The organism is Aquitalea pelogenes, from assembly GCF_001515305.1.
Taxonomy (GTDB): Bacteria; Pseudomonadota; Gammaproteobacteria; order Burkholderiales; family Chromobacteriaceae; genus Aquitalea; species Aquitalea pelogenes.
Genome location: NZ_LNQV01000001.1, coordinates 77,701 through 97,535, shown reverse-complemented (window position 1 = coordinate 97,535; position 19,835 = coordinate 77,701). Strand labels below are relative to the sequence as shown.

At 55.4% G+C, this 19,835-nt stretch carries 23 protein-coding genes and 3 tRNA genes; 11 read left to right on the top strand and 15 right to left on the bottom strand.

Going from position 1 to position 19,835, the window contains the following annotated elements; genetic code table 11:
• Positions 1-21 precede the first annotated feature (21 nt).
• Entirely contained in the window at positions 22-1,161 is a 1,140-nt protein-coding gene (locus AWT75_RS00545) for a glycerate kinase (RefSeq protein ID WP_062786104.1), read from the top strand.
• Positions 1,162-1,164: 3 nt separating this feature from the next.
• Here the strand turns inward: AWT75_RS00545 and AWT75_RS00540 are convergent, their stop codons facing one another.
• Positions 1,165-2,034 (bottom strand): ion transporter, encoded by an 870-nt coding sequence (locus AWT75_RS00540; RefSeq protein ID WP_045845701.1) that lies wholly within the window; start codon positions 2,032-2,034, stop codon positions 1,165-1,167.
• Between the two features lie 120 nt (positions 2,035-2,154).
• On the opposite strand from AWT75_RS00540, the gene cysK reads away from it, so the two are divergent.
• From cysK to AWT75_RS00520, 4 genes are all read left to right on the top strand, one after another.
• Entirely contained in the window at positions 2,155-3,087 is a 933-nt protein-coding gene (cysK, locus tag AWT75_RS00535) for a cysteine synthase A (protein WP_062786101.1), read from the top strand.
• 9 nt (positions 3,088-3,096) lie between these two features.
• On the top strand, positions 3,097-3,702 hold the full coding sequence (locus tag AWT75_RS00530; protein ID WP_239689409.1) for a hypothetical protein: 606 nt from the start codon (positions 3,097-3,099) through the stop codon (positions 3,700-3,702).
• Positions 3,703-3,710: 8 nt separating this feature from the next.
• Positions 3,711-4,121, top strand: a complete 411-nt coding sequence (locus AWT75_RS00525; RefSeq protein ID WP_045845703.1) for a YchJ family protein — start codon at positions 3,711-3,713, stop codon at positions 4,119-4,121.
• 276 nt (positions 4,122-4,397) lie between these two features.
• Positions 4,398-4,712, top strand: coding sequence for a hypothetical protein (locus AWT75_RS00520; protein WP_045845704.1), 315 nt, complete (start codon positions 4,398-4,400; stop codon positions 4,710-4,712).
• Between the two features lie 373 nt (positions 4,713-5,085).
• Here AWT75_RS00520 and dcd read toward each other — a convergent pair whose 3' ends face one another.
• The gene (gene dcd, locus AWT75_RS00515; protein WP_045845705.1) at positions 5,086-5,655 is read right to left on the bottom strand and encodes a dCTP deaminase; all 570 of its coding nucleotides are present in this window, start codon (positions 5,653-5,655) and stop codon (positions 5,086-5,088) included.
• Between the two features lie 189 nt (positions 5,656-5,844).
• Here dcd and AWT75_RS00510 point away from each other — a divergent pair, with 189 nt between their 5' ends.
• The 3 genes from AWT75_RS00510 to AWT75_RS00500 all read left to right on the top strand — a co-directional run bounded on the left by AWT75_RS00510 (position 5,845) and on the right by AWT75_RS00500 (position 8,932).
• Positions 5,845-6,105 carry a FeoA family protein gene (locus AWT75_RS00510; protein ID WP_062786098.1) on the top strand — a complete coding sequence of 87 codons (261 nt, stop codon included), beginning with the start codon at positions 5,845-5,847 and terminating at the stop codon, positions 6,103-6,105.
• Positions 6,102-7,871 (top strand): ferrous iron transport protein B, encoded by a 1,770-nt coding sequence (gene feoB, locus AWT75_RS00505; protein ID WP_062786095.1) that lies wholly within the window; start codon positions 6,102-6,104, stop codon positions 7,869-7,871. The genes AWT75_RS00510 and feoB overlap by 4 nt, the downstream gene beginning before the upstream one ends.
• Before the next feature lie 122 nt (positions 7,872-7,993).
• A complete protein-coding gene (locus AWT75_RS00500) occupies positions 7,994-8,932 on the top strand; it encodes a dihydroorotate oxidase (protein WP_062786092.1) in 939 nt (312 codons plus the stop codon).
• A 47-nt stretch (positions 8,933-8,979) separates the two neighbouring features.
• On the opposite strand, the gene AWT75_RS00495 is transcribed toward AWT75_RS00500, so the two are convergent.
• The 5 genes from AWT75_RS00495 to AWT75_RS00485 form a co-directional block, all read right to left on the bottom strand.
• The gene (locus tag AWT75_RS00495; protein ID WP_062786088.1) at positions 8,980-9,759 is read right to left on the bottom strand and encodes a DODA-type extradiol aromatic ring-opening family dioxygenase; all 780 of its coding nucleotides are present in this window, start codon (positions 9,757-9,759) and stop codon (positions 8,980-8,982) included.
• Between the two features lie 141 nt (positions 9,760-9,900).
• On the bottom strand, positions 9,901-10,068 hold the full coding sequence (locus tag AWT75_RS21615; protein ID WP_161937710.1) for a hypothetical protein: 168 nt from the start codon (positions 10,066-10,068) through the stop codon (positions 9,901-9,903).
• Positions 10,069-10,341: 273 nt separating this feature from the next.
• Complete coding sequence (locus AWT75_RS22480; protein WP_239689414.1) at positions 10,342-11,373, bottom strand: peroxidase family protein; 1,032 nt, start codon at positions 11,371-11,373, stop codon at positions 10,342-10,344.
• A gap of 122 nt (positions 11,374-11,495) precedes the next feature.
• Positions 11,496-12,446 (bottom strand): peroxidase family protein, encoded by a 951-nt coding sequence (locus AWT75_RS22475; protein ID WP_239689407.1) that lies wholly within the window; start codon positions 12,444-12,446, stop codon positions 11,496-11,498.
• Positions 12,447-13,007: 561 nt separating this feature from the next.
• Complete coding sequence (locus AWT75_RS00485; RefSeq protein WP_062786085.1) at positions 13,008-14,009, bottom strand: recombination-associated protein RdgC; 1,002 nt, start codon at positions 14,007-14,009, stop codon at positions 13,008-13,010.
• Between the two features lie 91 nt (positions 14,010-14,100).
• On the opposite strand from AWT75_RS00485, the gene AWT75_RS00480 reads away from it, so the two are divergent.
• From AWT75_RS00480 to AWT75_RS00470, 3 genes are all read left to right on the top strand, one after another.
• Positions 14,101-14,177, top strand: a tRNA-Pro gene (locus AWT75_RS00480).
• A gap of 80 nt (positions 14,178-14,257) precedes the next feature.
• Positions 14,258-14,334: transfer RNA gene (locus AWT75_RS00475), tRNA-Pro, on the top strand.
• 60 nt (positions 14,335-14,394) lie between these two features.
• Positions 14,395-14,470: transfer RNA gene (locus AWT75_RS00470), tRNA-Thr, on the top strand.
• Between the two features lie 357 nt (positions 14,471-14,827).
• Here the strand turns inward: AWT75_RS00470 and AWT75_RS21150 are convergent.
• The 8 genes from AWT75_RS21150 to AWT75_RS00440 form a co-directional block, all read right to left on the bottom strand.
• The gene (locus AWT75_RS21150) at positions 14,828-15,784 is read right to left on the bottom strand and encodes a hypothetical protein (protein WP_153013197.1); all 957 of its coding nucleotides are present in this window, start codon (positions 15,782-15,784) and stop codon (positions 14,828-14,830) included.
• Between the two features lies 1 nt (position 15,785).
• The gene (locus AWT75_RS21145; protein ID WP_153013196.1) at positions 15,786-16,733 is read right to left on the bottom strand and encodes a hypothetical protein; all 948 of its coding nucleotides are present in this window, start codon (positions 16,731-16,733) and stop codon (positions 15,786-15,788) included.
• A gap of 3 nt (positions 16,734-16,736) precedes the next feature.
• Positions 16,737-17,099 (bottom strand): hypothetical protein, encoded by a 363-nt coding sequence (locus AWT75_RS00460; protein WP_062786079.1) that lies wholly within the window; start codon positions 17,097-17,099, stop codon positions 16,737-16,739.
• A gap of 3 nt (positions 17,100-17,102) precedes the next feature.
• Entirely contained in the window at positions 17,103-17,579 is a 477-nt protein-coding gene (locus AWT75_RS00455) for a hypothetical protein (RefSeq protein WP_062786268.1), read from the bottom strand.
• A gap of 8 nt (positions 17,580-17,587) precedes the next feature.
• Positions 17,588-17,746, bottom strand: a complete 159-nt coding sequence (locus tag AWT75_RS21610) for a hypothetical protein (RefSeq protein ID WP_161937709.1) — start codon at positions 17,744-17,746, stop codon at positions 17,588-17,590.
• Positions 17,743-18,072, bottom strand: coding sequence for an LtfC-like domain-containing protein (locus AWT75_RS00450; RefSeq protein WP_062786076.1), 330 nt, complete (start codon positions 18,070-18,072; stop codon positions 17,743-17,745). The genes AWT75_RS21610 and AWT75_RS00450 overlap by 4 nt, the downstream gene beginning before the upstream one ends.
• 115 nt (positions 18,073-18,187) lie before the next feature.
• Positions 18,188-19,462 (bottom strand): hypothetical protein, encoded by a 1,275-nt coding sequence (locus AWT75_RS00445; protein WP_062786073.1) that lies wholly within the window; start codon positions 19,460-19,462, stop codon positions 18,188-18,190.
• Positions 19,459-19,833: a hypothetical protein gene (locus AWT75_RS00440; protein ID WP_153013195.1), complete on the bottom strand. Its 375-nt coding sequence runs from the start codon at positions 19,831-19,833 to the stop codon at positions 19,459-19,461. Before AWT75_RS00440 ends, AWT75_RS00445 begins: the two co-directional genes overlap by 4 nt.
• Positions 19,834-19,835 lie beyond the last annotated feature (2 nt).

Here is a 19,835-nt window from a genome sequence, read left to right as displayed (position 1 = left end):
TTTTTGTCATGGGGGTGTGCTATGCGCTGGGTACTTGCACCTGACTCCTTCAAGGGGTCGCTGGATGCGGCTGACGTGGCGAGTGCCATGCGCCAGGGAATTGAACGGGCAGATCCTCGTGCTGAATGTGTTTTGCGTCCCATGGCTGATGGTGGCGAGGGAACACTGGATGCCCTGCATGCGGCAGTAGGAGGCCAGTGGCTTGATTATTCCGTTTGCAATGCAAGCGGGGTGGAACAGTCAGTGTCCTGCCTGTTGCTGCCGGATGGGACGGTGGTGCTGGAAGTGGCGCGCATCATCGGTTTGCCAGACGCCGGCGATACGCCTGTCACGCAGCGTAGCAGCCGCGGAGTTGGTCAGCTGCTGCTGGCATTGCTTGCTGATGGCTATCGAGAGATTGCTGTTGCGTTGGGTGGCTCCAGTACCAATGATGGCGGAGCTGGCTGCCTGGTTGCACTGGGCTTGCAACTGTGCAATGCGCAGGGTGAAAGCCTGCAAGGAAGCCTTCAGGATGTGCTTGATTTTCAGACGCTAGCGTGTGAGCCGTTACGCGGAAAGACGGCACAGGTGAAGCTGGAAGTCTGGTCGGATGTGGAAAATCCTTTGACCGGAGAGCAGGGAGCGACAGCGGTATTCGGTCCGCAAAAGGGTGTTGCAATGGCGGATATCACACGCTTTGACGCAGGGATTGCTCATTTCGCACGGCAGCTGGATACCGGTATGGGGCAATCTGCCAGTCATCTGCCCGGGAGTGGCGCTGCCGGTGGCTTGGGTTATGCGCTGCAATTATTGGGTGGGCGCATGGTGTCCGGAGCTCAGGCGGTGGCCAGCCATATTGGTTTGGCACAAGCTGTTGCCGAGGCAGACTGGGTACTGACCGGGGAAGGTCGTAGTGACAGCCAGACCCTGTCCGGCAAGGCTCCGGCTTGTGTTGCGGCCCTGGCCCGGTCGTCAGGGGTGCCTGTCAGTTTGCTGTCTGGTGCCATTATTGCGGATGATGCGGGTAGGCTGGCAGCAGCATTTGATGGCTGCTATTCGCTTTGCAATCGCCCGATGGTTCTGGATGTGGCGATGCAAGAAGCTGCACATTTGCTTGCCCAGCAGGCCGAACAGTTGACGCGGACCATTCTGGCCGCACGTTCCCTGCCAAATGCCCGGTGATGTTCAGCTGACTGTGTGATTGGCCGGCCGTGGCAGCTTGCCGCCACAATGCTTGCAAAAGCGGGCATCCCAGTCGTGCCCTTCGGTAAAGCAATGTGGACACAGCCGGGTGGCTGATTGCTTGTCTGCCGGCGTACTGCTGCTGCCACGGGCAATTTCTGCCGTCACGATGCCGGTGGGCACCGCAATGATTCCATAGCCGGTAATCATGACAATGCTGGCCAATGCCTGTCCCAGCGGGGTTTTGGGGGTGATGTCGCCAAAACCGACGGTGGTGAGGGTGACAATTGCCCAGTAAATCCCGATGGGGATGCTGGTAAAGCCGTTGGCTTCTCCTTCTATAACGTACATCAGCGTGCCCAGGATGATGACCAGGGCGATGACACTCATCAGGAATACCAGAATCTTGCGGCGGCTGGCCAGCATGGCGCGTTTGAGCTCGCGTGCCTCACCCATGTAGCGCGTGAGTTTGAGAATGCGGAACATGCGCAGCAGGCGCAAAACCCGGACGTCGGCCAAAAAACGGCTTTCCGGAATGAACAGGCCCAGGTAGAGCGGCAGGATGGAGAGCAGGTCCACCACACCGAAAAAGCTGCGCGCATAACGCAGTGGCTTGTGTACACATACCAGCCGGAGCAGATATTCAGCGGTAAACACGATGGTGAACAACCAGTCCAGCCATTTCAGTTGTGTTCCCCAGCTTTGACGGATGCTGGCCACACTCTCCAGCACCACGGTGAGCAGGGACAGCAGGATGAGTACGATCAGCCCCAGGTCAAACATGCGGCCAGCCCGGGTATCGGCCTCGAAAATGATGATGTAAAGTTTGCGGCGCCAGCCGTGCAGGGGTATCAGGTTTTCCTGGATAGGCATGGTAGGACCCGGATTTGTTGGTTCATTCAATAGAAGCAAACACTATTAGGTTTTCAGGCAGGCTCATATATTATATGGGATATTAAATTCCGATTTATTGTTGCCCGGGAGAATAAGACAATGCGTATCGCCAATACCGTAACCGATCTGATCGGCAATACACCGCTGGTCAAGCTGAACCGTGTGACCGAAGGGTGCGTTGCCACCGTGGTGGCCAAGCTGGAGTTTTTCAACCCAGCGCACAGTGTGAAAGACCGTATTGCCGTTGCCATGATCGATGCTGCCGAAAAAGAAGGCAAGATCGGGCCGCATACCACCATCGTGGAGCCAACCTCTGGCAATACCGGCATCGGTCTGGCGATGGTTTGTGCCGCACGTGGCTACAAGCTGGTGATTACCATGCCGGAAACCATGAGCCGCGAACGTCGGCAATTGCTGAAGGCATATGGCGCAGAACTGATTCTGACCCCGGGCCCGGATGGCATGGGTGGTGCAATTGCCAAGGCGCGCCAGCTGGTGGAAGAAAATCCGGACACCTGGTTCATGCCGCAACAGTTCGAAAATGCAGCCAACCCTGAAGTGCATCGCAACACCACGGCAGAGGAAATCTGGCGCGATACCGATGGCCAGGTGGACATTTTTGTTGCCGGTGTGGGTACCGGTGGCACCATTACCGGGGTTGGCGAGGTGCTGAAATCCCGTAAGCCTGGGGTGCAAGTTGTGGCGGTAGAACCGGATGCTTCGCCGGTGCTGTCTGGTGGTCCGAAGGGACCGCACCCCATCCAGGGTATTGGTGCCGGCTTCGTACCGCCTATCCTGAATACCGGCGTATATGATGAAATCATTCGCGTTAAAAACGACGATGCGTTTGCGACGGCGCGTGCCGTTGCCACGCAAGAAGGTGTGCTGGTCGGTATTTCTTCTGGTGCGGCGGTGTGGTCTGCCATTGAACTGGCCAAGCGCCCTGAGAATGCAGGCAAGTTGATCGTGGTGGTGATTCCTTCGTTTGGCGAGCGCTATCTGTCGACGCCGCTGTTTGAGCATCTGGCCTGAAGCTGATTGTTGTTCAGGCCCACCGGGCAAAACCGACTGTGCATTCCCAGCCAGTCGGTTTTGTCATTTTCGCTGCTTGCCGAACTGTGTGATGGTGGATTTTGTCCAAGATTGCCTGACATCCGCTACACTACCGCCATGATTTTCATCCATAAGACCTCACTGCAACTCGCGGTGCTGTCCTTGTCACTCAGCGCATGCAGCTTGTTGCAACAGCCTGCTGCACCACAAAATGGTGGCATTCATCCCGCTCGTCCTCCCGTGACCACCAGTCCGGCGGATAGCAAGGTGGATTTGCTGTTGAAAGAGGCCAATCGTTTGGCGGACAAGGTCAAAAATGGCGGCATGACCCGTGTTGCCGCTGCCGACCAGCTCAATGCCTATCGCTTGCGGCTGGTGGGCGCCAATCAGGTTGATGACAACTGTTTTGCCATGTACCGCTATCTGGCGGTTCAGCGTGATGCCGGTCAGCTTTCTCAGGAAGAGTCGCAGTCTCGGATGGAAATGCGTCTGCGGGAGTGGCTACGGCGCTGGCCCAAAATGCAGCCAAAGCCGCCACAACCTGTTTTTACCAATTTTCTGTTGAAACTCTACGGATTGCCCGCCCTGGGCTAATTGAAACAATGAGCAAGAAAAAACAATCCACAGGCTGTCCTTGCGGGCTGCCTGCTTCCTTTCAGGACTGCTGCGGCCGTTATATCAATGGTGGGGAATCTGCTCCCGACGCAGAAAGCCTGATGCGCTCGCGTTATGCTGCGTACACCATGAACAATGCGGACTATCTCCTGGCCAGCTGGCATGCCTCCACACGTCCGGCTGATCTGGATTTGTCGCGCGAAGAACGCTTTGTCAAATGGATGTCTCTGGATGTACTCAGTACCCAGGCCGGTGGCAAGGATGATGAGGCAGGGGTGGTTGAGTTTGTTGCACGCTACAAAGTAAATGGCCGGGCGCAACGACTGCATGAAATCAGCCGCTTCCGCAAGGAAGATGGCCACTGGTTTTATGTAGATGGAGATGCCGAAGAAGGCTGATTTGTTGTCCCTTGCTTCAATCGCATGCTTGAGGTGAAGGGGACTGGGACGCGACGCATGGTTTTGTTGCTGTCCTCAATGTTGTCGCTGGTATTTGAGAATGGCTGTCCTATGGTGATAGGGCAGCCATTTTTGCATTGTGCATGATGATTTCCAACGCTATCCGCCTGGTCCGGAAACGTGAATATCTTGTTTCAAGTCAATATGTTGGTTGCCTGTTCTTGGTCGGTGTTCTATCAGGAGCTAACGTTAAATGGAAGCTGAAAGGAGAGTGTGATGGGACTGGCTCTGAAGGACTTGCTGGGCGAGCTGGAAAGCTGTCGCAGCAAGGGAATGGTGGCTGATGAAGTCATTCATGTCGATGCAGTGCGTACGCTGGAAATTCCACTGGATCTGAACAGCTGTCGTGAATTGCGGGTACTGTCGCATGTGTTCAGTGTCAGTGGTAAACAGTCGGAGCTGGCGGCCGTGGTGCTACGGGCGGCCTTGATGGACTTGCAGGAACATCTGGATGAGGATCTGGATGCCTTGGCGGAAGCTGCCAGGGTATTGATGGCGGATCCCTGTCAGAAAGCCAGTGAAGTGATTTAGTCTGCGGCGGGTTTGTGGGGGGCGGGTACGGATCGGGGTCAGCATGTGCTGGCCCTGTTCTGTTTGGCCTGATAGCGGTTTTCAAAGTGTCATCTGCATTGTCATTTAAAATCCAATGAAATTTTATTTTTCAGTCAATATGCAAATGTAATTTTATCAGCACAAAAAAAGGGGCGTTACGGCAAGGGGGAACCGCGACACCCCAAGAAGAAACTGTAATAAAGGCAGATTGACTTGCATGGAAAACTATTTCGTACAGTTCATCCTAGAACAAGGCGGCAATAATGCGAGCGGCTTTTGATTACACAGCAAACAAAAAAGGACAGCGATCGCTGTCCTTGTCTTTGCTGCTGGCCGGGCTGGCCATGTGTATTCAGGGGCGTGGCAGGGTAACACCAACCTGGCCCATGTATTTGCCTGCGCGGTCGGCATAGGACACATCACACACTTCGTCGGACTCGAAAAACAGCACCTGCGCCACGCCTTCATTGGCGTAGATTTTGGCTGGCAACGGGGTGGTATTGGAAAACTCCAGCGTGACATAGCCTTCCCATTCCGGTTCGAAAGGGGTGACGTTAACGATGATGCCACAGCGCGCATAAGTCGATTTGCCCAGGCAAACCGTCAACACCGAACGCGGAATGCGGAAGTACTCTACCGTGCGTGCCAGCGCAAAGCTATTGGGCGGAATGATGCAATAGCCTTTGCCGGAGACTTCAACAAAAGAATCGGGGTCGAAGTTCTTCGGGTCGACAATGGTGCTGTTGATATTGGTGAAAACCTTGAATTCATCGGCACAGCGAATATCGTAGCCATAGCTGGAGGTGCCGAAGGAAATCACCTTCTCGCCATTGACGTTCTTGATCTGGTTGTACTCAAACGGCTCGATCATGTTGTGATCCTGCGCCATACGGCGGATCCACTTGTCGGATTTGATGCTCATGGTCGGGGGTCCGTTACGGAAATTGGAGATGAGCCAGATTCTAAACGCTATGCCGCATCAGGGCCACATTTGCGACCGGATTTACCTGCGCCGTCTGTTACCCGGCCTGAGCCGATTGATATGGCTCAAGGGTTGGCATCATCCTGCCGTGCAAAGCCTTACAGGATGGAGGGATTATTGCGTACAATAATGCAAATTATTCGCGTTATTGGGCTGCACATGTTGTCACTCGACAAGTTTCCGCTGGGGTGTAAGGGGGTGGTGGACAGTCTTGAATTGTCTGATGAGGCATTTCGCCGCGTTGCCGCATTCGGTTTGATTCCGGGAAGTCGGTTCAGTTTGTCGCGCCGCGCACCGTTCGGCGGGCCTCTGGTATTGGAAGTAGGCTGCACGCGGTTCTTGCTGCGGCGCAGCCTGGCACGTTTCATTCAGGTCAAGGTGGCTGAATGAAGCGTTTTGCCCTGATTGGTCTGCCCAATACCGGCAAGTCGACCTTGTTCAATCGTCTCACCGGCATGTCACAGCGGGTAGGTAACTGGCCGGGACTGACGGTGGACCTGACCAGTGCGCGTGTGTTGCTGGGTGGCAGCATGGTGGAGCTGGTGGATTTGCCCGGCGTCAATGACCTGACCGGTTATACCGACGATGAAGCCGTGGTTCGTGATGTGCTGATGAGTACTGCATTCGATGCCGTGGTGCTGGTGCTGAATGCCGCGCAGCTGGACCGTCAGTTACCACTGGCGATGCAGATACTGGCCAGTGGCTTGCCCGCTGTGGTGGTTTTGAACATGGCGGATGAAGCCCGGCTGATGGGGATCAAACTGGATGTTGATGCCTTGCAGCACAAACTGGGCGTATCTGTGGCGCTGGTTTCTGCCAAGCGCATGGAAGGCTGGCCGCGACTGATGGACATGTTGAACAGGCAGGCCTCTGGCACAGAGCCCGCCGTGCATGCCCAGCTGGACAAGGTACCGGAAACACAAGAAGCCATTGCACTGGCGCATGCGTGCTTGCAGGGAGTATGGAGCTTGCCGCCGGTGTTGCCGGTGGGCCAGACCGAAAAGGTTGATGCCTGGCTGATGCATCCATGGCTGGGTTTGCCGCTGTTTTTCGGTTTCATGGCCTTGTTGTTCAACCTGACCTACCAGATTGGCACTCCGCTGCAGGACCTGGTTGGCTCCGGGCTGGATTGGTTCAAGGAAGCTGCGCTGGGGCACTGGCTTGCGCCATTGCCGGCCATTGTGCAAAGCCTGCTGCTGGATGGTATCTGGCAGGGGGTGTCCACCGTTCTGACCTTTGCGCCCATTCTGTTCGTGTTTTTCATCCTGATGGCCATGGTGGAAGATAGCGGCTATCTGGCACGGGCGGCTTATCTGACTGATGCCTTCATGGCGCGGCTGGGGCTTGATGGGCGTGGCTTCGTGATGCAGCTGATGGGCTTTGGCTGCAATGTCCCCGCCATTCTGGGGACGCGGGTGATGCGCGAGCGCAAACAGCGCTTGCTCACCATGTTGATCATTCCCTTTTCCCTGTGTTCGGCCCGCTTGCAGGTGGTGGTGTTCTTTTCCGGCATCCTGTTCCGGCCACAGCAGGCGCCCTGGGTGCTGCTGCTGCTGTACCTGCTGAGTTTTGCCGTCGCCATTTTCACTGCCTGGGTGTTCAAGCATCGTTATCGCGGCAATGAAGCATTTTTGCTGGAGCTGCCGCCTTACCGCCTGCCCGGCTTGCGCCATATGCTGATCCGGGCGACGGGTGAAGTGCGTGCCTTTCTCGAGCTGGCCTCCAGCTTCATTCTGATGGGGGTGGTGCTGGTATGGCTGGTGTCCCATATCCCGGCGGGGCATGACAAGACACTGGCGGATATGTTGGGCAGTGTGATGGCTCCGGTACTCGACCCGATTGGCATCCGCCACGAACTGGCCGTTGCCCTGCTGGTGGGCTTTGTGGCCAAGGAAATTCTGCTCGGCGGTCTGGCAGTCATTTACGGCGTGCCGGAAGCCGGCCTTGGCGCAGCTTTACTGCACCATCTGGATTGGGCTTCGGCCATGAGTTTTCTGATCTTCACCCTGATTTATGTGCCTTGCCTGTCTACGGTAGCGGCCATTCGTCGTGAATCGAAAAGCCGCGCATTCACCGCGTTGTCGGTGGTCTGGTCGGTGTTGCTGGCCTGGGTCATCGCTTTTGTCTTCTACCAGGGGGTGCACGCCTTGCGCTGATGCGCCCTGTCTTGTCAGAAAACGGCCGCCTGACGGCCGTTTTTCATGGCGTTTGACGTGGCGCAGTACCCGCTTTGCCAGCGGCGCTCAGACTGCGCATTTTGATGGTGAGGCGAGCGATCATGCAGCTAGACCTTTCTGTTTCCTGGCTTGGTCTGACCATGACCAACCCTCTGTACAATGCTTCCGGTGTAATGTGCCGCTCGGTGGAAGAACTGGAGCAAGTCCGTCATTCGGCTGCCGGTGCTGTGATTACCAAAAGCTGTACCTTGCAGCCCAGAGACGGCAATCCTGAACCGCGCTACTGCACAACGCCGCTGGGCAGCATCAACTCGATGGGCTTGCCCAATGCCGGGTTTGACTACTATCTGGACTATGCGCGTGGCTATCCGCATGAAGAAGGCAAGCCGCTGTTTTTGTCGCTCTCCGGCATGAGTCTGCAAGACAACCTGCAGATGTTGGCCACCCTGGCCGAGCAGGATCTGCCCTGTATCCCGGAAGTCAATCTGTCCTGTCCGAACCTGCCTGGCAAGCCGCAGTTGGGCTACGATCCTGCCGCATGTCTGGCAAGTTTGCAGGCCATGAGCGAGGTCTATCCCGGTGAATTCGGGGTCAAATTGCCGCCCTATTTCGACCCGGTGCATTTTGACCAGATGGCCACGGTACTCAATACCTTCCCGCGTTTGCGCTTTGTCACCTGCATTAATTCGATTGGTAATGGACTGGTGATTGACCCGGAGCATGAGTGCGTGGTGATCAAGCCCAAGGATGGGCTGGGCGGGCTGGGTGGGGCTTATGTATTACCGACGGCACTGGCCAATGTGCGCGAGTTTGTCCGGCGCTTGCCGGACAAACATGTGGTGGGCTGCGGTGGCATCAGTAGTGGCCGGGAGGCGTTCATGCATATCCTGGCCGGCGCGACTGCGGTGCAGATTGGTACCTGTCTTTATGAGGAGGGGGAAGGTGCTTTTGCCCGCATTCTGCAGGAGCTGACAGCGCTGATGGAAGCTAAGGGCTATCAGAGCCTGGCTGACTTTCGCGGCAAGCTGAAAACCCTGTGACAGCCGGTTTACAGTACAGGCCCCATGGTCAGGGGCCAGCTGCCTGCTCAGTCAAATTGCCAGCACGCCATGGACAGTGAGCCCATGCGCCAGTCGTCGTGCAGTTTTACCGGCGCAGTATTGTCCGAGGCAGCACCCATCATCACCAGCAGCGGATTGAAGTGTTCGTCGGTAGGGTGGTTTTCCCTTGCCAGCGGTGCCTTCTGTTTCCAGTTGAGAATGTCCTGCTGACGGTTTTCCAGCAATGCCTGGTCCATCCATTGGGCAAAAGCTTCGGCCCAGGCTGGCGGCGTACTGCCATCGCGGCTCAGTTGCCACAGATTGTGGGTATAGCTGCCAGAACCGATGACAAGTACATTGTCATCGCGCAGGCCCCGTAGCGCACGCCCCATCTGGAAATAGGTCTCCCCGCTTGCGTTATGGGGCAGGGACACCATCACCAGCGGGATATCTGCTGCCGGGTACATCAGCATTAGCGGTGTCCACATGCCATGGTCCAGTGCGCGCTGGTCGGTAGTGCCCACTTTGAGACCGGCATTGCGCAGACGGTCTACCACATCTGCGGCCAAGCCGAGGTCGGTACTCGCCGGATAGCGCAATGTATACAGTGCCGCAGGGAAGCCACCGAAGTCATACATGGTCTCAGGCTTGGCGGCCAGGTTGACGGTGGGAATATGGGTTTCCCAGTGCGCGGAAACCACCACAATGGCTCGGGGGCGCGGGAGCGTTTCACCCAGCCGGGTCAGAAAGTGGCGTGTCGGGCTGTCTTCCAGCGGCAGGGTAGGGGCGCCATGTGAAATGAACAGTGCTGCTTGTCGGGTGCTCATGATTGTCATGCCTGTGCTAATTGCCATGTGAACAGCTTAAAGCGATTGCCATGTTAAAAAAATGGCTATTTCTTCATTAAATTATTTACTAATAAGAAACAATGGTGCTGCTGAGGCTGGCAAGACAATAAAGCATTACGGCTAACCCGTCTGCTGCTGGGTAAACGAGCCGGCCACTTTCTCTTGTCCATGCAGCGCAGACCCGATCATCCAGCCCCAGCCACTGCAAACAATCAGTAATCCGGCAATCACACGAATCTGGTGCCATCTGGCGGCAGGTTTGTGGTAGTTGTGTTTGTCTTGGGGCATGGCACTCTCCTTTGGTAGTTGGTAGTTGGTAGTTGGTAGTTGGTAGTTGTATTTTAATGATAATTATTCGCAAGTAAAATTTATAATATCTAAACTTCAATTGCTATTTTAAATTGCAACCTGTGCTGGATAGGCTGCTGCCGCTATCTCCAGAGTGAGAGCAGGCATGGCCTTGCAGGCGAAAGTGCGCAGCAGCAAATGAAAAAGCGGTACCGCCGGTGCTGGCGATACCGCTGTGGGCAAGCAGGCAAGTCCTGCCTGTCGGGAGGCTGATTAGTTCAGATCAAAACGATCCGCGTTCATTACCTTGGTCCAAGCGGCAGCAAAGTCCTTGATGAATTTTTCCTGATTGTCATCCTGGGCATAGACCTCGGCATAGGCACGCAGGATCGAATTGGAGCCAAACACCAGATCAACCCGTGTTGCCGTCCATTTCAACGCACCACTGCGACGCTCGCGAATTTCGTACAGATTCTGCCCAGCCGGCTTCCAGGTGTAAGCCATGTCCGTCAGGTTGACAAAGAAGTCATTGGTCAGCTGGCCCGGTTTATCGGTGAATACGCCGTGTTTGCTGCCGGCATGGTTGGTATCCAGAACGCGCAGGCCACCAATCAGAACGGTCATTTCATTGGCAGTCAGACGCATCAGCTGAGCGCGGTCCAGCAGCAGTTCTTCGGCGCTGACGATGTAATCCTGCTTCTGCCAGTTACGGAAGCCATCTGCCAGCGGTTCCAGTACGGCAAACGATTCGGCATCGGTCTGCTCGGCAGTGGCATCGCCACGACCCGGTGCAAACGGCAGCGTCAGGGCATGGCCTGCCGCACGTGCGGCCTGCTCGATACCGACATTGCCACCCAGCACGATCACATCTGCAATGCTGATGGAAAACTCGCTGGCAATACCTTCCAGTACAGTCAGTACCTTGGCCAGGCGGGCTGGTTCATTGCCTTCCCAATCCTTTTGCGGAGCCAGACGGATGCGTGCACCATTGGCACCACCGCGCTTGTCCGAACCACGGAAGGTGCGGGCGCTATCCCAGGCGGTGCTGACCAGTTCGGCCACGCTCAGGCCACTGGCGGCAATCCTGGCCTTGACGGCATCGACATCATAGTCGCGGCGGCCTGCCGGAACCGGGTCTTGCCAGATTAGCTCTTCCTGCGGCACGTCCGGGCCGATATAGCGGGTTTTCGGGCCGATGTCGCGGTGGGTCAGCTTGAACCAGGCACGGGCGAACACCTCGGAGAAGTGTGCCGGATCCTTATGGAAACGTTCGAGGATCTCGCGATAAACCGGGTCTACTTTCATGGCCATGTCGGCATCGGTCATGATCGGCATGCAGCGGATGCTCGGGTCTTCCACGTCAACCGGCTTGTCTTCTTCCTTGATGTTGATCGGAATCCATTGCCAGGCACCGGCCGGGCTCTTGGTCAGCGTCCATTCATGACCCAGCAGCATGTCGAAGTAGCCGTTATCCCATTGGGTGGGGTGGGTGGTCCAGGCTCCTTCGATGCCGCTGGTGACGGCATTGCGGCCAATGCCACGGCTGTGGTGATTGATCCAGCCCAGTCCTTGTTCTTCCAACGGCGCGCTTCGGGAGCCGGGCCCAGTTGCGCTGCGTCACCGTTGCCGTGGGTCTTGCCCACGGTATGACCGCCAGCGGTCAGTGCAACCGTTTCTTCATCATTCATCGCCATGCGGGCAAAGGTTTCGCGGATGTCGTATGCAGTTTTTTGCGGGTCTGGCTGGCCGTCTACCCCTTCCGGGTTGACGTAGATCAGGCCCATCATCACGGCTGCCAGCGGGTTTTCCAGCGTGCGGACGCCGGAGTAACGACTGCCTTCACTACCACTGGGTGCCAGCCACTGCTTTTCCGAACCCCAGTAGATGTCTTTTTCCGGATGCCAGATGTCTTCGCGGCCAAATGAAAAGCCGAAGGTCTTCAGGCCCATCGATTCATAAGCCATATTGCCAGCCAGAATCATCAGGTCTGCCCAACTAATCTTGTTGCCGTATTTTTTCTTGATCGGCCACAGCAGGCGGCGTGCCTTGTCCAGGTTGCCATTGTCAGGCCAGGAGTTCAGCGGGGCAAAACGCTGGTTGCCGGTACCTGCGCCACCACGACCATCGGCAATGCGATAGCTGCCGGCTGCGTGCCAGGCCATGCGGATCATCAGTCCGCCATAATGCCCCCAGTCGGCCGGCCACCATTCCTGGCTGTCGGTCATCAAGGCTTTCAGATCTTGCTTGAGCATTTCAACATCGAGCTTTTTGACTTCTTCACGGTAGTTGAAGTCGGCTCCCATCGGGTCGGTCTTGCTGTCGTGCTGGTGGAGGATGTCCAGATTGAGCGACTTGGGCCACCAGTCAGTGTTCGACATGCTGGACTGTGTCATGCCACCGTGCATGACCGGACATTTACCTGCGGAACCTGTTGTATGTGCCATCACTTGCTCCTGTTCTCTAACGCTGTGAGTATTGCGAGTTTTGCTCGCTCGCCTGAGTCGATCTACTTGCTCCCCAGTGCAGGCATCACGCCATGTGCTCGTCTGCCTTGGGAATGGTCTGGAAGTTGTTTTCCAGTATGGTCACTGCAAACCTGAAAAAGCAGCCAATATGTCGAGCAACACTTCCTGCCATGTTTGTTGGTTTTGCATGAGGCACTCCCTGTGTACTGGATTGCTTGATGTATTTGTACTGCATCGCCTGTTCTTTATGACTGGGATGCTTCTTAAAAAGTAATAGGAATATTCTCAGCTAAACGCATCCACAAAATGGCTGGTACAAACTTTTGCTGACAACCGTGTTACTCTTGGCATGGATGCAGTATCTGTGATGGCAATAGTTTTGTTAAATTGATTGTTATAAATCGATTGTTAGTTTAGAGCTATCAAAAAAAAAGAGCCCGCAGGCTCTTGAGTGGATCGTGGTGAACAGGCGATTCAGTCCCAGGGCAAATCGCCAGGGCTGGCAGCAGTTACCTGTGCAACAACCGGACTGTTGGCTGGTGCGCTTGCTCCGGTTTGTGGTGTCAATGTGGCCTGGCTGTCATCCAGTCCACCCAGTGCTTCAATCAATGCCTCAACCAGCTCGCCCAGTTCTTCGCTCATCAAGGTAAAGGTTGCTTCAAACAGGCTTTCCCTGTCGTCGCCGGCTTGACTGGCTTCTTCCTGCAGAACGTCCAGGAACTGGATCCGCTTCAATTGCAAGGTATCGGTCAGCATGAAACGCACTTTCTCTTGCCAGATCAGGCCAATGCGCGTGACTTGCTTGCCGGTTGCAATATGCTGACGAATTTCATCGGATGTCAGATCCATCCTGGTACAGCGGATGACGGCACCATTTTCACTGCCATCTTTCAGTTCGCAATCAGCATCCAGCTCGAAACCATACGGAGCCTCACCGGCAGCCAGCCAATCTGTCATGGCCGTGTGCGGTGCCAGCTTGGTGCGTGGCAGGGCGGCAGGGAAGGGGGGCAGGGCCTCACGCAGTTTGGAAACCAGTGCTTCGGCTTTGCTGGCAGTGCCTGAATCCACCATCAGCCAGCCACGGCGGCAGTCCAGATAAGCAGTGGTGCGGTGTGTGCGTACGAAAGCACGTGGCAGCAGGTCATCGGTTACTTGCTCTTTGAGCGCCAGCTTTTCCTTGCGGCCAACCTTGCGCAGTTCCTTGTCTTCAATTTCCTGGACTTTCAGTTCGACAAAGTCGCGGATGACCCCTGCCGGCAGTACTTTGTCTTCGCGCTTCAGTGACAGTAACTGACAGTCGCGTGCCTGGTAGACCGGGCTGTCCAGATGTGAGGCCGCGGCGACCCAGCCCTCGCTGAACCAGTCGAGACCACCACAATGCTGGAACGGGGTCTTTTCCAGTGCTTGCACCAGTTTGCCGGTTTCGTGCAGGGATTCCTGATTCAATCGATAAAAAGATAGTTGCTTAAACCACATAAATGTTCCATAATGCGCGTCCTCTGATGTCGCTGATTGTAACCCGGAAACAGGTCAAAAAGCAGACATTAAGAGGACAGAAAAATGGAAGCGGAGTGTAGCTTAGCCTGGTAGAGCGCTACGTTCGGGACGTAGAGGCCGGAGGTTCGAATCCTCTCACTCCGACCAGATTTCTGAAAAAAATGTTGCAAAAAGACTGGAAAACAGTTAAATTGCTTCTCTCGCAGAAATAAATGCGGGACACATATCGGAGTGTAGCTTAGCCTGGTAGAGCGCTACGTTCGGGACGTAGAGGCCGGAGGTTCGAATCCTCTCACTCCGACCAGATTCGAAAAAGCCTTGAATTTCTTAACAGAGACTCAAGGCTTTTTTACCAAGTTGGTAAGCCGGTATAGCTCAGTTGGTAGAGCAGCGCATTCGTAATGCGAAGGTCGGGGGTTCGACTCCTCTTACCGGCACCATTCACATCAAGGCCTTACAGTAGAAATACTGTGAGGCCTTTTTGTTTTTGTCTGACCGGAAATGAAGCCGCCAGGTGTAACGTCGCGGATTCTTTTGCACACTTTCGCACAAGCTTTTGCACTGAGGTGTGCATGAGACAGGTGCAAAACAGCCTGCAAAATCGGGCCGTTTAAAACTTTCACTAAAGCACCTGATCTGATATTGGTGTGCTATCAACAATAGTCGGTTCTCCACCGCTATTCGCCCACTGCTGGTAGTTAAGAAAGTCTGGGTCTTCTGCAGACTGGCAGGGAGCTACCTGCTTACCGTCGCTATCCCGTACCACAATACCAGTGTGTATATCTAACGTGTACATATCAGAGTTCCAACTCGTGGTAGATACGGTTAACGTCAACCCCTACCGCCTGTGCGGTAGAGTTGTTTGTTCGCCATATTGTTGGGCATAACAGAGTGCCGGCAGCAGGTAGTACCGCCGATGAACCGGCAGACGAGATTGTGTTTGTGAAGCTGTACGCAGTGCCGACGCGGTCTACCTGTACGATTACTTGGCCATTTTTCGCTGGGTCGGAATAGATGTGCAAGTCGTACAGAGCCCCTCCATTGGCCGACCCCGGCGACTCCTGCACAGGGAAGTTCACACCGAGAGGCACTGCAGCCTGCGCTGTCGTTCCTCCATACACCAGATACAGCTGAGTACTATCCGACGACAACTGCGCGATACCAATGCAGTTTATAAGCGTGTTTGGTTCAACATTGGTTGGGGCACTAGTTGTTGCCACCAGGCCGGCAAACATACGCGCACCTGCTACAGGGGCGGAATCCGAAATGGAAAAACGGCTTTGCCAGTAAAACCCTCTCCCGACAGTGGAACCATCCCCTAGCAATAGCCAGCGTGTCGTGTAGTAGAACCCGCACAACGAGCCAGCCGCTGTAGCAGAGACGTTACCCCAACGCACGGAGCGTGAAGCAATCGTCGCAGAGTTATAGGTGCGCGCAGTATTTGTACCCACTGCAGTGATTGCACCTACACCGAAATAGGACAGGCCTGTACCGCCGTAATAGGCAGTAGCAAGCGCCACCGTTTTTTTCCAAAGGGAGGTCTGCAGTGCGTACTCGCTACCGGAGTCGGGAAGAACATGAAGCATAGCGCGGCCGGCCACCATCTTGGCGTACAGCAGCATAGAACCCGACATTGGAGAGGCAGGTGTACTGATAGCAACCAAGCGTTCCGCTCCCGCGATCTGTAATGCAGATGTACCGTCATCAGATATACCAGCACCAACAACTACCCTGGACAGTATAGGCTTCGCCATCTCAGGCCCCTTTTGTGTAGTAGAGCTTGGATAAGAAGATCATTGCTGCTACTGGTAGCGAGTTATTGTTAACCCAGCACAGTTGATACAGCTGCATTCCGTTCTGAGGAACAGTCGTCGCCCCTCCTGAAACTGTCGTTTCAAACGAGCTGCTACCGTCTGCGGTTTCGACGCGGATGTAATATGTCCCGGAGGCATTCGGGTCGGCATAAATGTGCAGGTCGACGAGAGACCCGTTCTCCCATGAAGATGTAGTAGACGCATAAACTGGAATACCGGTTGGTATTGCAGGTTGCGCAGCAGTTCCACCGTAGACGACATACCATTGGGAAGAGTCTGTAGACAAAACGCCGATGCCGACAGCGTTTGTCAGCGAGCTTGGCTCTACATTAGCCGTTCCAGTGTTATAGCTCACGGACAGGCCTATAAACGCACGTATGCCAGCAGCAGGCGTCTGAATAACAGCCCCACCGCGCATAGAGGTCATGAAACCATCTTTGCCAGTGCCATCACCTGGTGTTATCTGCGGGCTATTTAGTACCATGCTGGCACTACTACCAGTTGCGACCGCGGTGTACAGCCCTAGCCACCACACAAGTGCAGCAGCAGACGCTGTAACACCAGTATTCCCAAGAGCATGGTTGTAGCCGGTACCGCTAGACGCCACGCCAGATACTCCATGCACATTCTGAGTACCGTTGAAGTAGTTCCAGAACCCGGTATGTCTGTTGCGAAACGCCGCTGCTACAGGAACTTCGCGCCCTGCACCTGACCGCATGTGCGGCAGGGTACGTCCGGCCATGATTTTGCCATACAGGTGCGCACTGCCCGGTACGTTGACCGGGGCTGATACCATAATGCGTACAGGCGCGATCAGCTGGACCGAAGAGCTACCGTCGTCAGATGTATTCACCGCCAGGCGGCTGAGATAGCGTTTTGCACCAGCCATAGATCACCCGTGGATAACAACGATCAGCGAGTTAACTGCTGGGGCTGAGGAGAATGTGAATGTGACGTTATCCTTGTCGGTAGCAGACCAGTCGACCTCATAGGCCTGGAACGTTGTCACATCAAGCACCGACACGGTAACAAGCCTGGTGCCCAGGCTATGCAGCACCGTGATGGTTGTTGCCGCCCCATCACCGATAGTCTTTGTTACCTTGCGCACGGCCACTGCGGTATCCAGCTGCAGGCCGCTGGCGCTGGATGACAGGCCACCACCGGCTAGCAAGGCGATGCCCGTACCAGCAGCAAGTGCTTTGATGTCGGCCGCAATACCCTGTGCCAGCGTATTGATTTTGGATACCAGGCTCATGTGTTAGACCTTGGCTGCGTTGTAGACCGCAACAAAATCAGCGCTGGGATCGCCTATGCCGAGGTTGGTGCAGGCTTGCAGCTGCTGTGCTGCAGTCAGTGACTGGGGATCAGCAAAACTGAGCCGGTTACCCACTGCCGCCAGTAGATTGGCCAGTGCCGTGTCGTCGCTGCCCAGCTTGGCTTCAATCTCCTGCAGTGTGTCGTAGGCCGACGAGGCACCACCGAGTATCTGGTTTTTCAGGGCAGTCAGCTGCGCATCGATATGGGTGGACGAGTACGTGGTCGCATTGCCGCTGGCGCTGTCATTGATGACCGCTCCGGCCGCCGGCATGGCCGCCAACAGCTCATTGATGGCCGCCACCAGGTTGCTTTTAGCCGTGGTATTGAGTGCAGCCAGATTCCCCTGCGCAGCCTTCAGTACCTTGTAGTCAGCTGCGATTGCGCTGGACAGCTCATTGATGCGAGTTTGCAGAGACATTTGCACTCCTAGAGTTTGGCAATTTGGTAGTTCAAGGCGAGGTCGATATCGAACTCATCGGTACCGGCAGGCCCTTGCGGACCAGGTGGGCCTTGCCGGCCCAAGTCCACAATTTGTTCCCGGTCGACCTCGGTTTGCTCCAGTACCAGTTCAATCACTTCAGTCATGCAAGCACTCCTGGGCGGACTTCAATCCGGCCTGTCATGAAGGGGTCAACCCGGCGCGGCTCCGGTCCCGGCCATTTAACCCGCAGGTTAAAAACAGCATCACGCCAGGTGTATGCCCGTGTTGCTGCCTCCTCAATGCGGAGGCTGACGGCATTGCCGCTGACCGTAATGCCACCATTGGCGGTGGTGAGGTGGATCAGCGCGGTAGCGTTGTCCGTGCTGGCCTTGGCCACCAGTTCAAACTCGGTCCCGGTCAGGTCGACTGGCTGGCCACCGGCAATCCACTCCCAGGTGTGCACAAAGGTGCAGCCCTGGACGATGATCAACGGGGATGTGCGGACATAGGGGAGCAAAGTGGCCTCTCAAAACAAAACACCGGACATTGAGTGCCAAGTGTCCGGTGTTTCTGCTTTGGAGGAACGGGGGAAGGGGTTCGGCCTGCTACACAAACCAGCAGCTCATATCATTGCTGTCATCGGACAGGTAAATCCGGTCGGGAGAGAGAGCCCGGACATATGTCGCGGCTGCATTCTTACGCACGATATGATCCTCACTGAATGGCCGGTCATTCACCATGTCCCAGTAAACGTAATGCGGATTGCCGCTGGTATCGAATAACAGGATCTGGGCAAGGTTCTTGTACACGCTGACGCGGCTGCTCGAAAACCCAGGGTACGTTGCCAGCTCATAGCCGATATCGACACCAGCCACCTCGCACCGGATTACTTCAGGCGGCATGGCAGCCCATACCTCATTGAACATGGCATTGATTTTTTCCCCGGTCAGACTTGGGTCATTGGCAGGGTTGATATCGCACAAAAATCCACCGACACCGGAGACCATGCCTGAATACTCGCTGGCATATGATTCGATATATCGGGTATGCGTGAACGAGCCAACATGAGCCACCAGTCTGGATTTCTTCCATGCATAACCGTATGAATGCCCATTAAAGCTGCCTACCTCGACATAGTTCAGACTTGTTGTTTCATACTGGCCTTGCGCCATATTGAAGGCGACAGGAACATCGTCCTTGATGATCCACGCATCCGAGTTAAAGCTCTCACTATCCCCAATTACCAAAGGGTTATCTTTCCGCTGAATTTGGGCAGAAATGTCATAGCGTACCGTGCTGTCGGTAGAGGTGTTCTGGACGTTCTCGACTTTGTTGACAGTAATGTCTAGTTCATAGAAATAGCCCCGATCATCCCGGATGATGGCTTTCTTGCCATTCAATGACGCGGAAACCCATAGCGGATTGCCACGGAAGTCATCACCCTGTTTATTCATCGCAATAGATGGCTGATGATTGATCGGTACCGTAGATACCCAGCCACCACCACCGGGCATTCCCACCCAGATCACCTCTCCCAGCGTCAGGGGCACTAGCCATGACACCGTGCCTTGGTAGTTTGGAACGATAGTCCCATAAATCGCCAGGGTCGGGCCTGACCCCCAAACGGTATTGCGTGCACCTGGTACATTGTGCGGCGCACCTGGTATTGCAATTTCGTTTACATATGCGGGTAAACCGCCGTCCTTGACTGTGCCGGTACCAGGAATGAAATGCGGTCTAAACGGTGCCCAGCCAGCGACTATGCCGTCCCAATCGAACGTGGCACTGTCCATTTCGCGTACAAACTTACCCTGACGATTTGTCCCGCAGTCTTTGATCATTCCGCCAAAGAATCCCAGGCTAACTGGCTTGACCATCATTGCGGCACATCTCCGCTGAATGTAATGGTGACTGCCGTTCCGCTGATCGCAGTGCCCGCACTGGTGGCTTCAGCAATCGTCAATGTTTTGAGCGGTACCATTCCAATGCGGAACATGCCGTCATGACTGAAATACATCACGGTGCCGTTGGTTTCATCCGCATAGGTCCGGGCCGTTTCCACATAGGCCGCAGCCAGCCCAGCACCACCGGACGCACTGGCCGCTTCCTTGGCCTTGCCCCGGAAGATACCCCCGGCAATGCCACCCGGCCCGCTGACTGCCGGCAGGTTGCCGCTGGCGGTGGGTTGATTGTTCTGACCGGCAAGAGCCTTGGCGACTTCTGCTGCCTGCTGTGCATTCATCCGTGCCATGG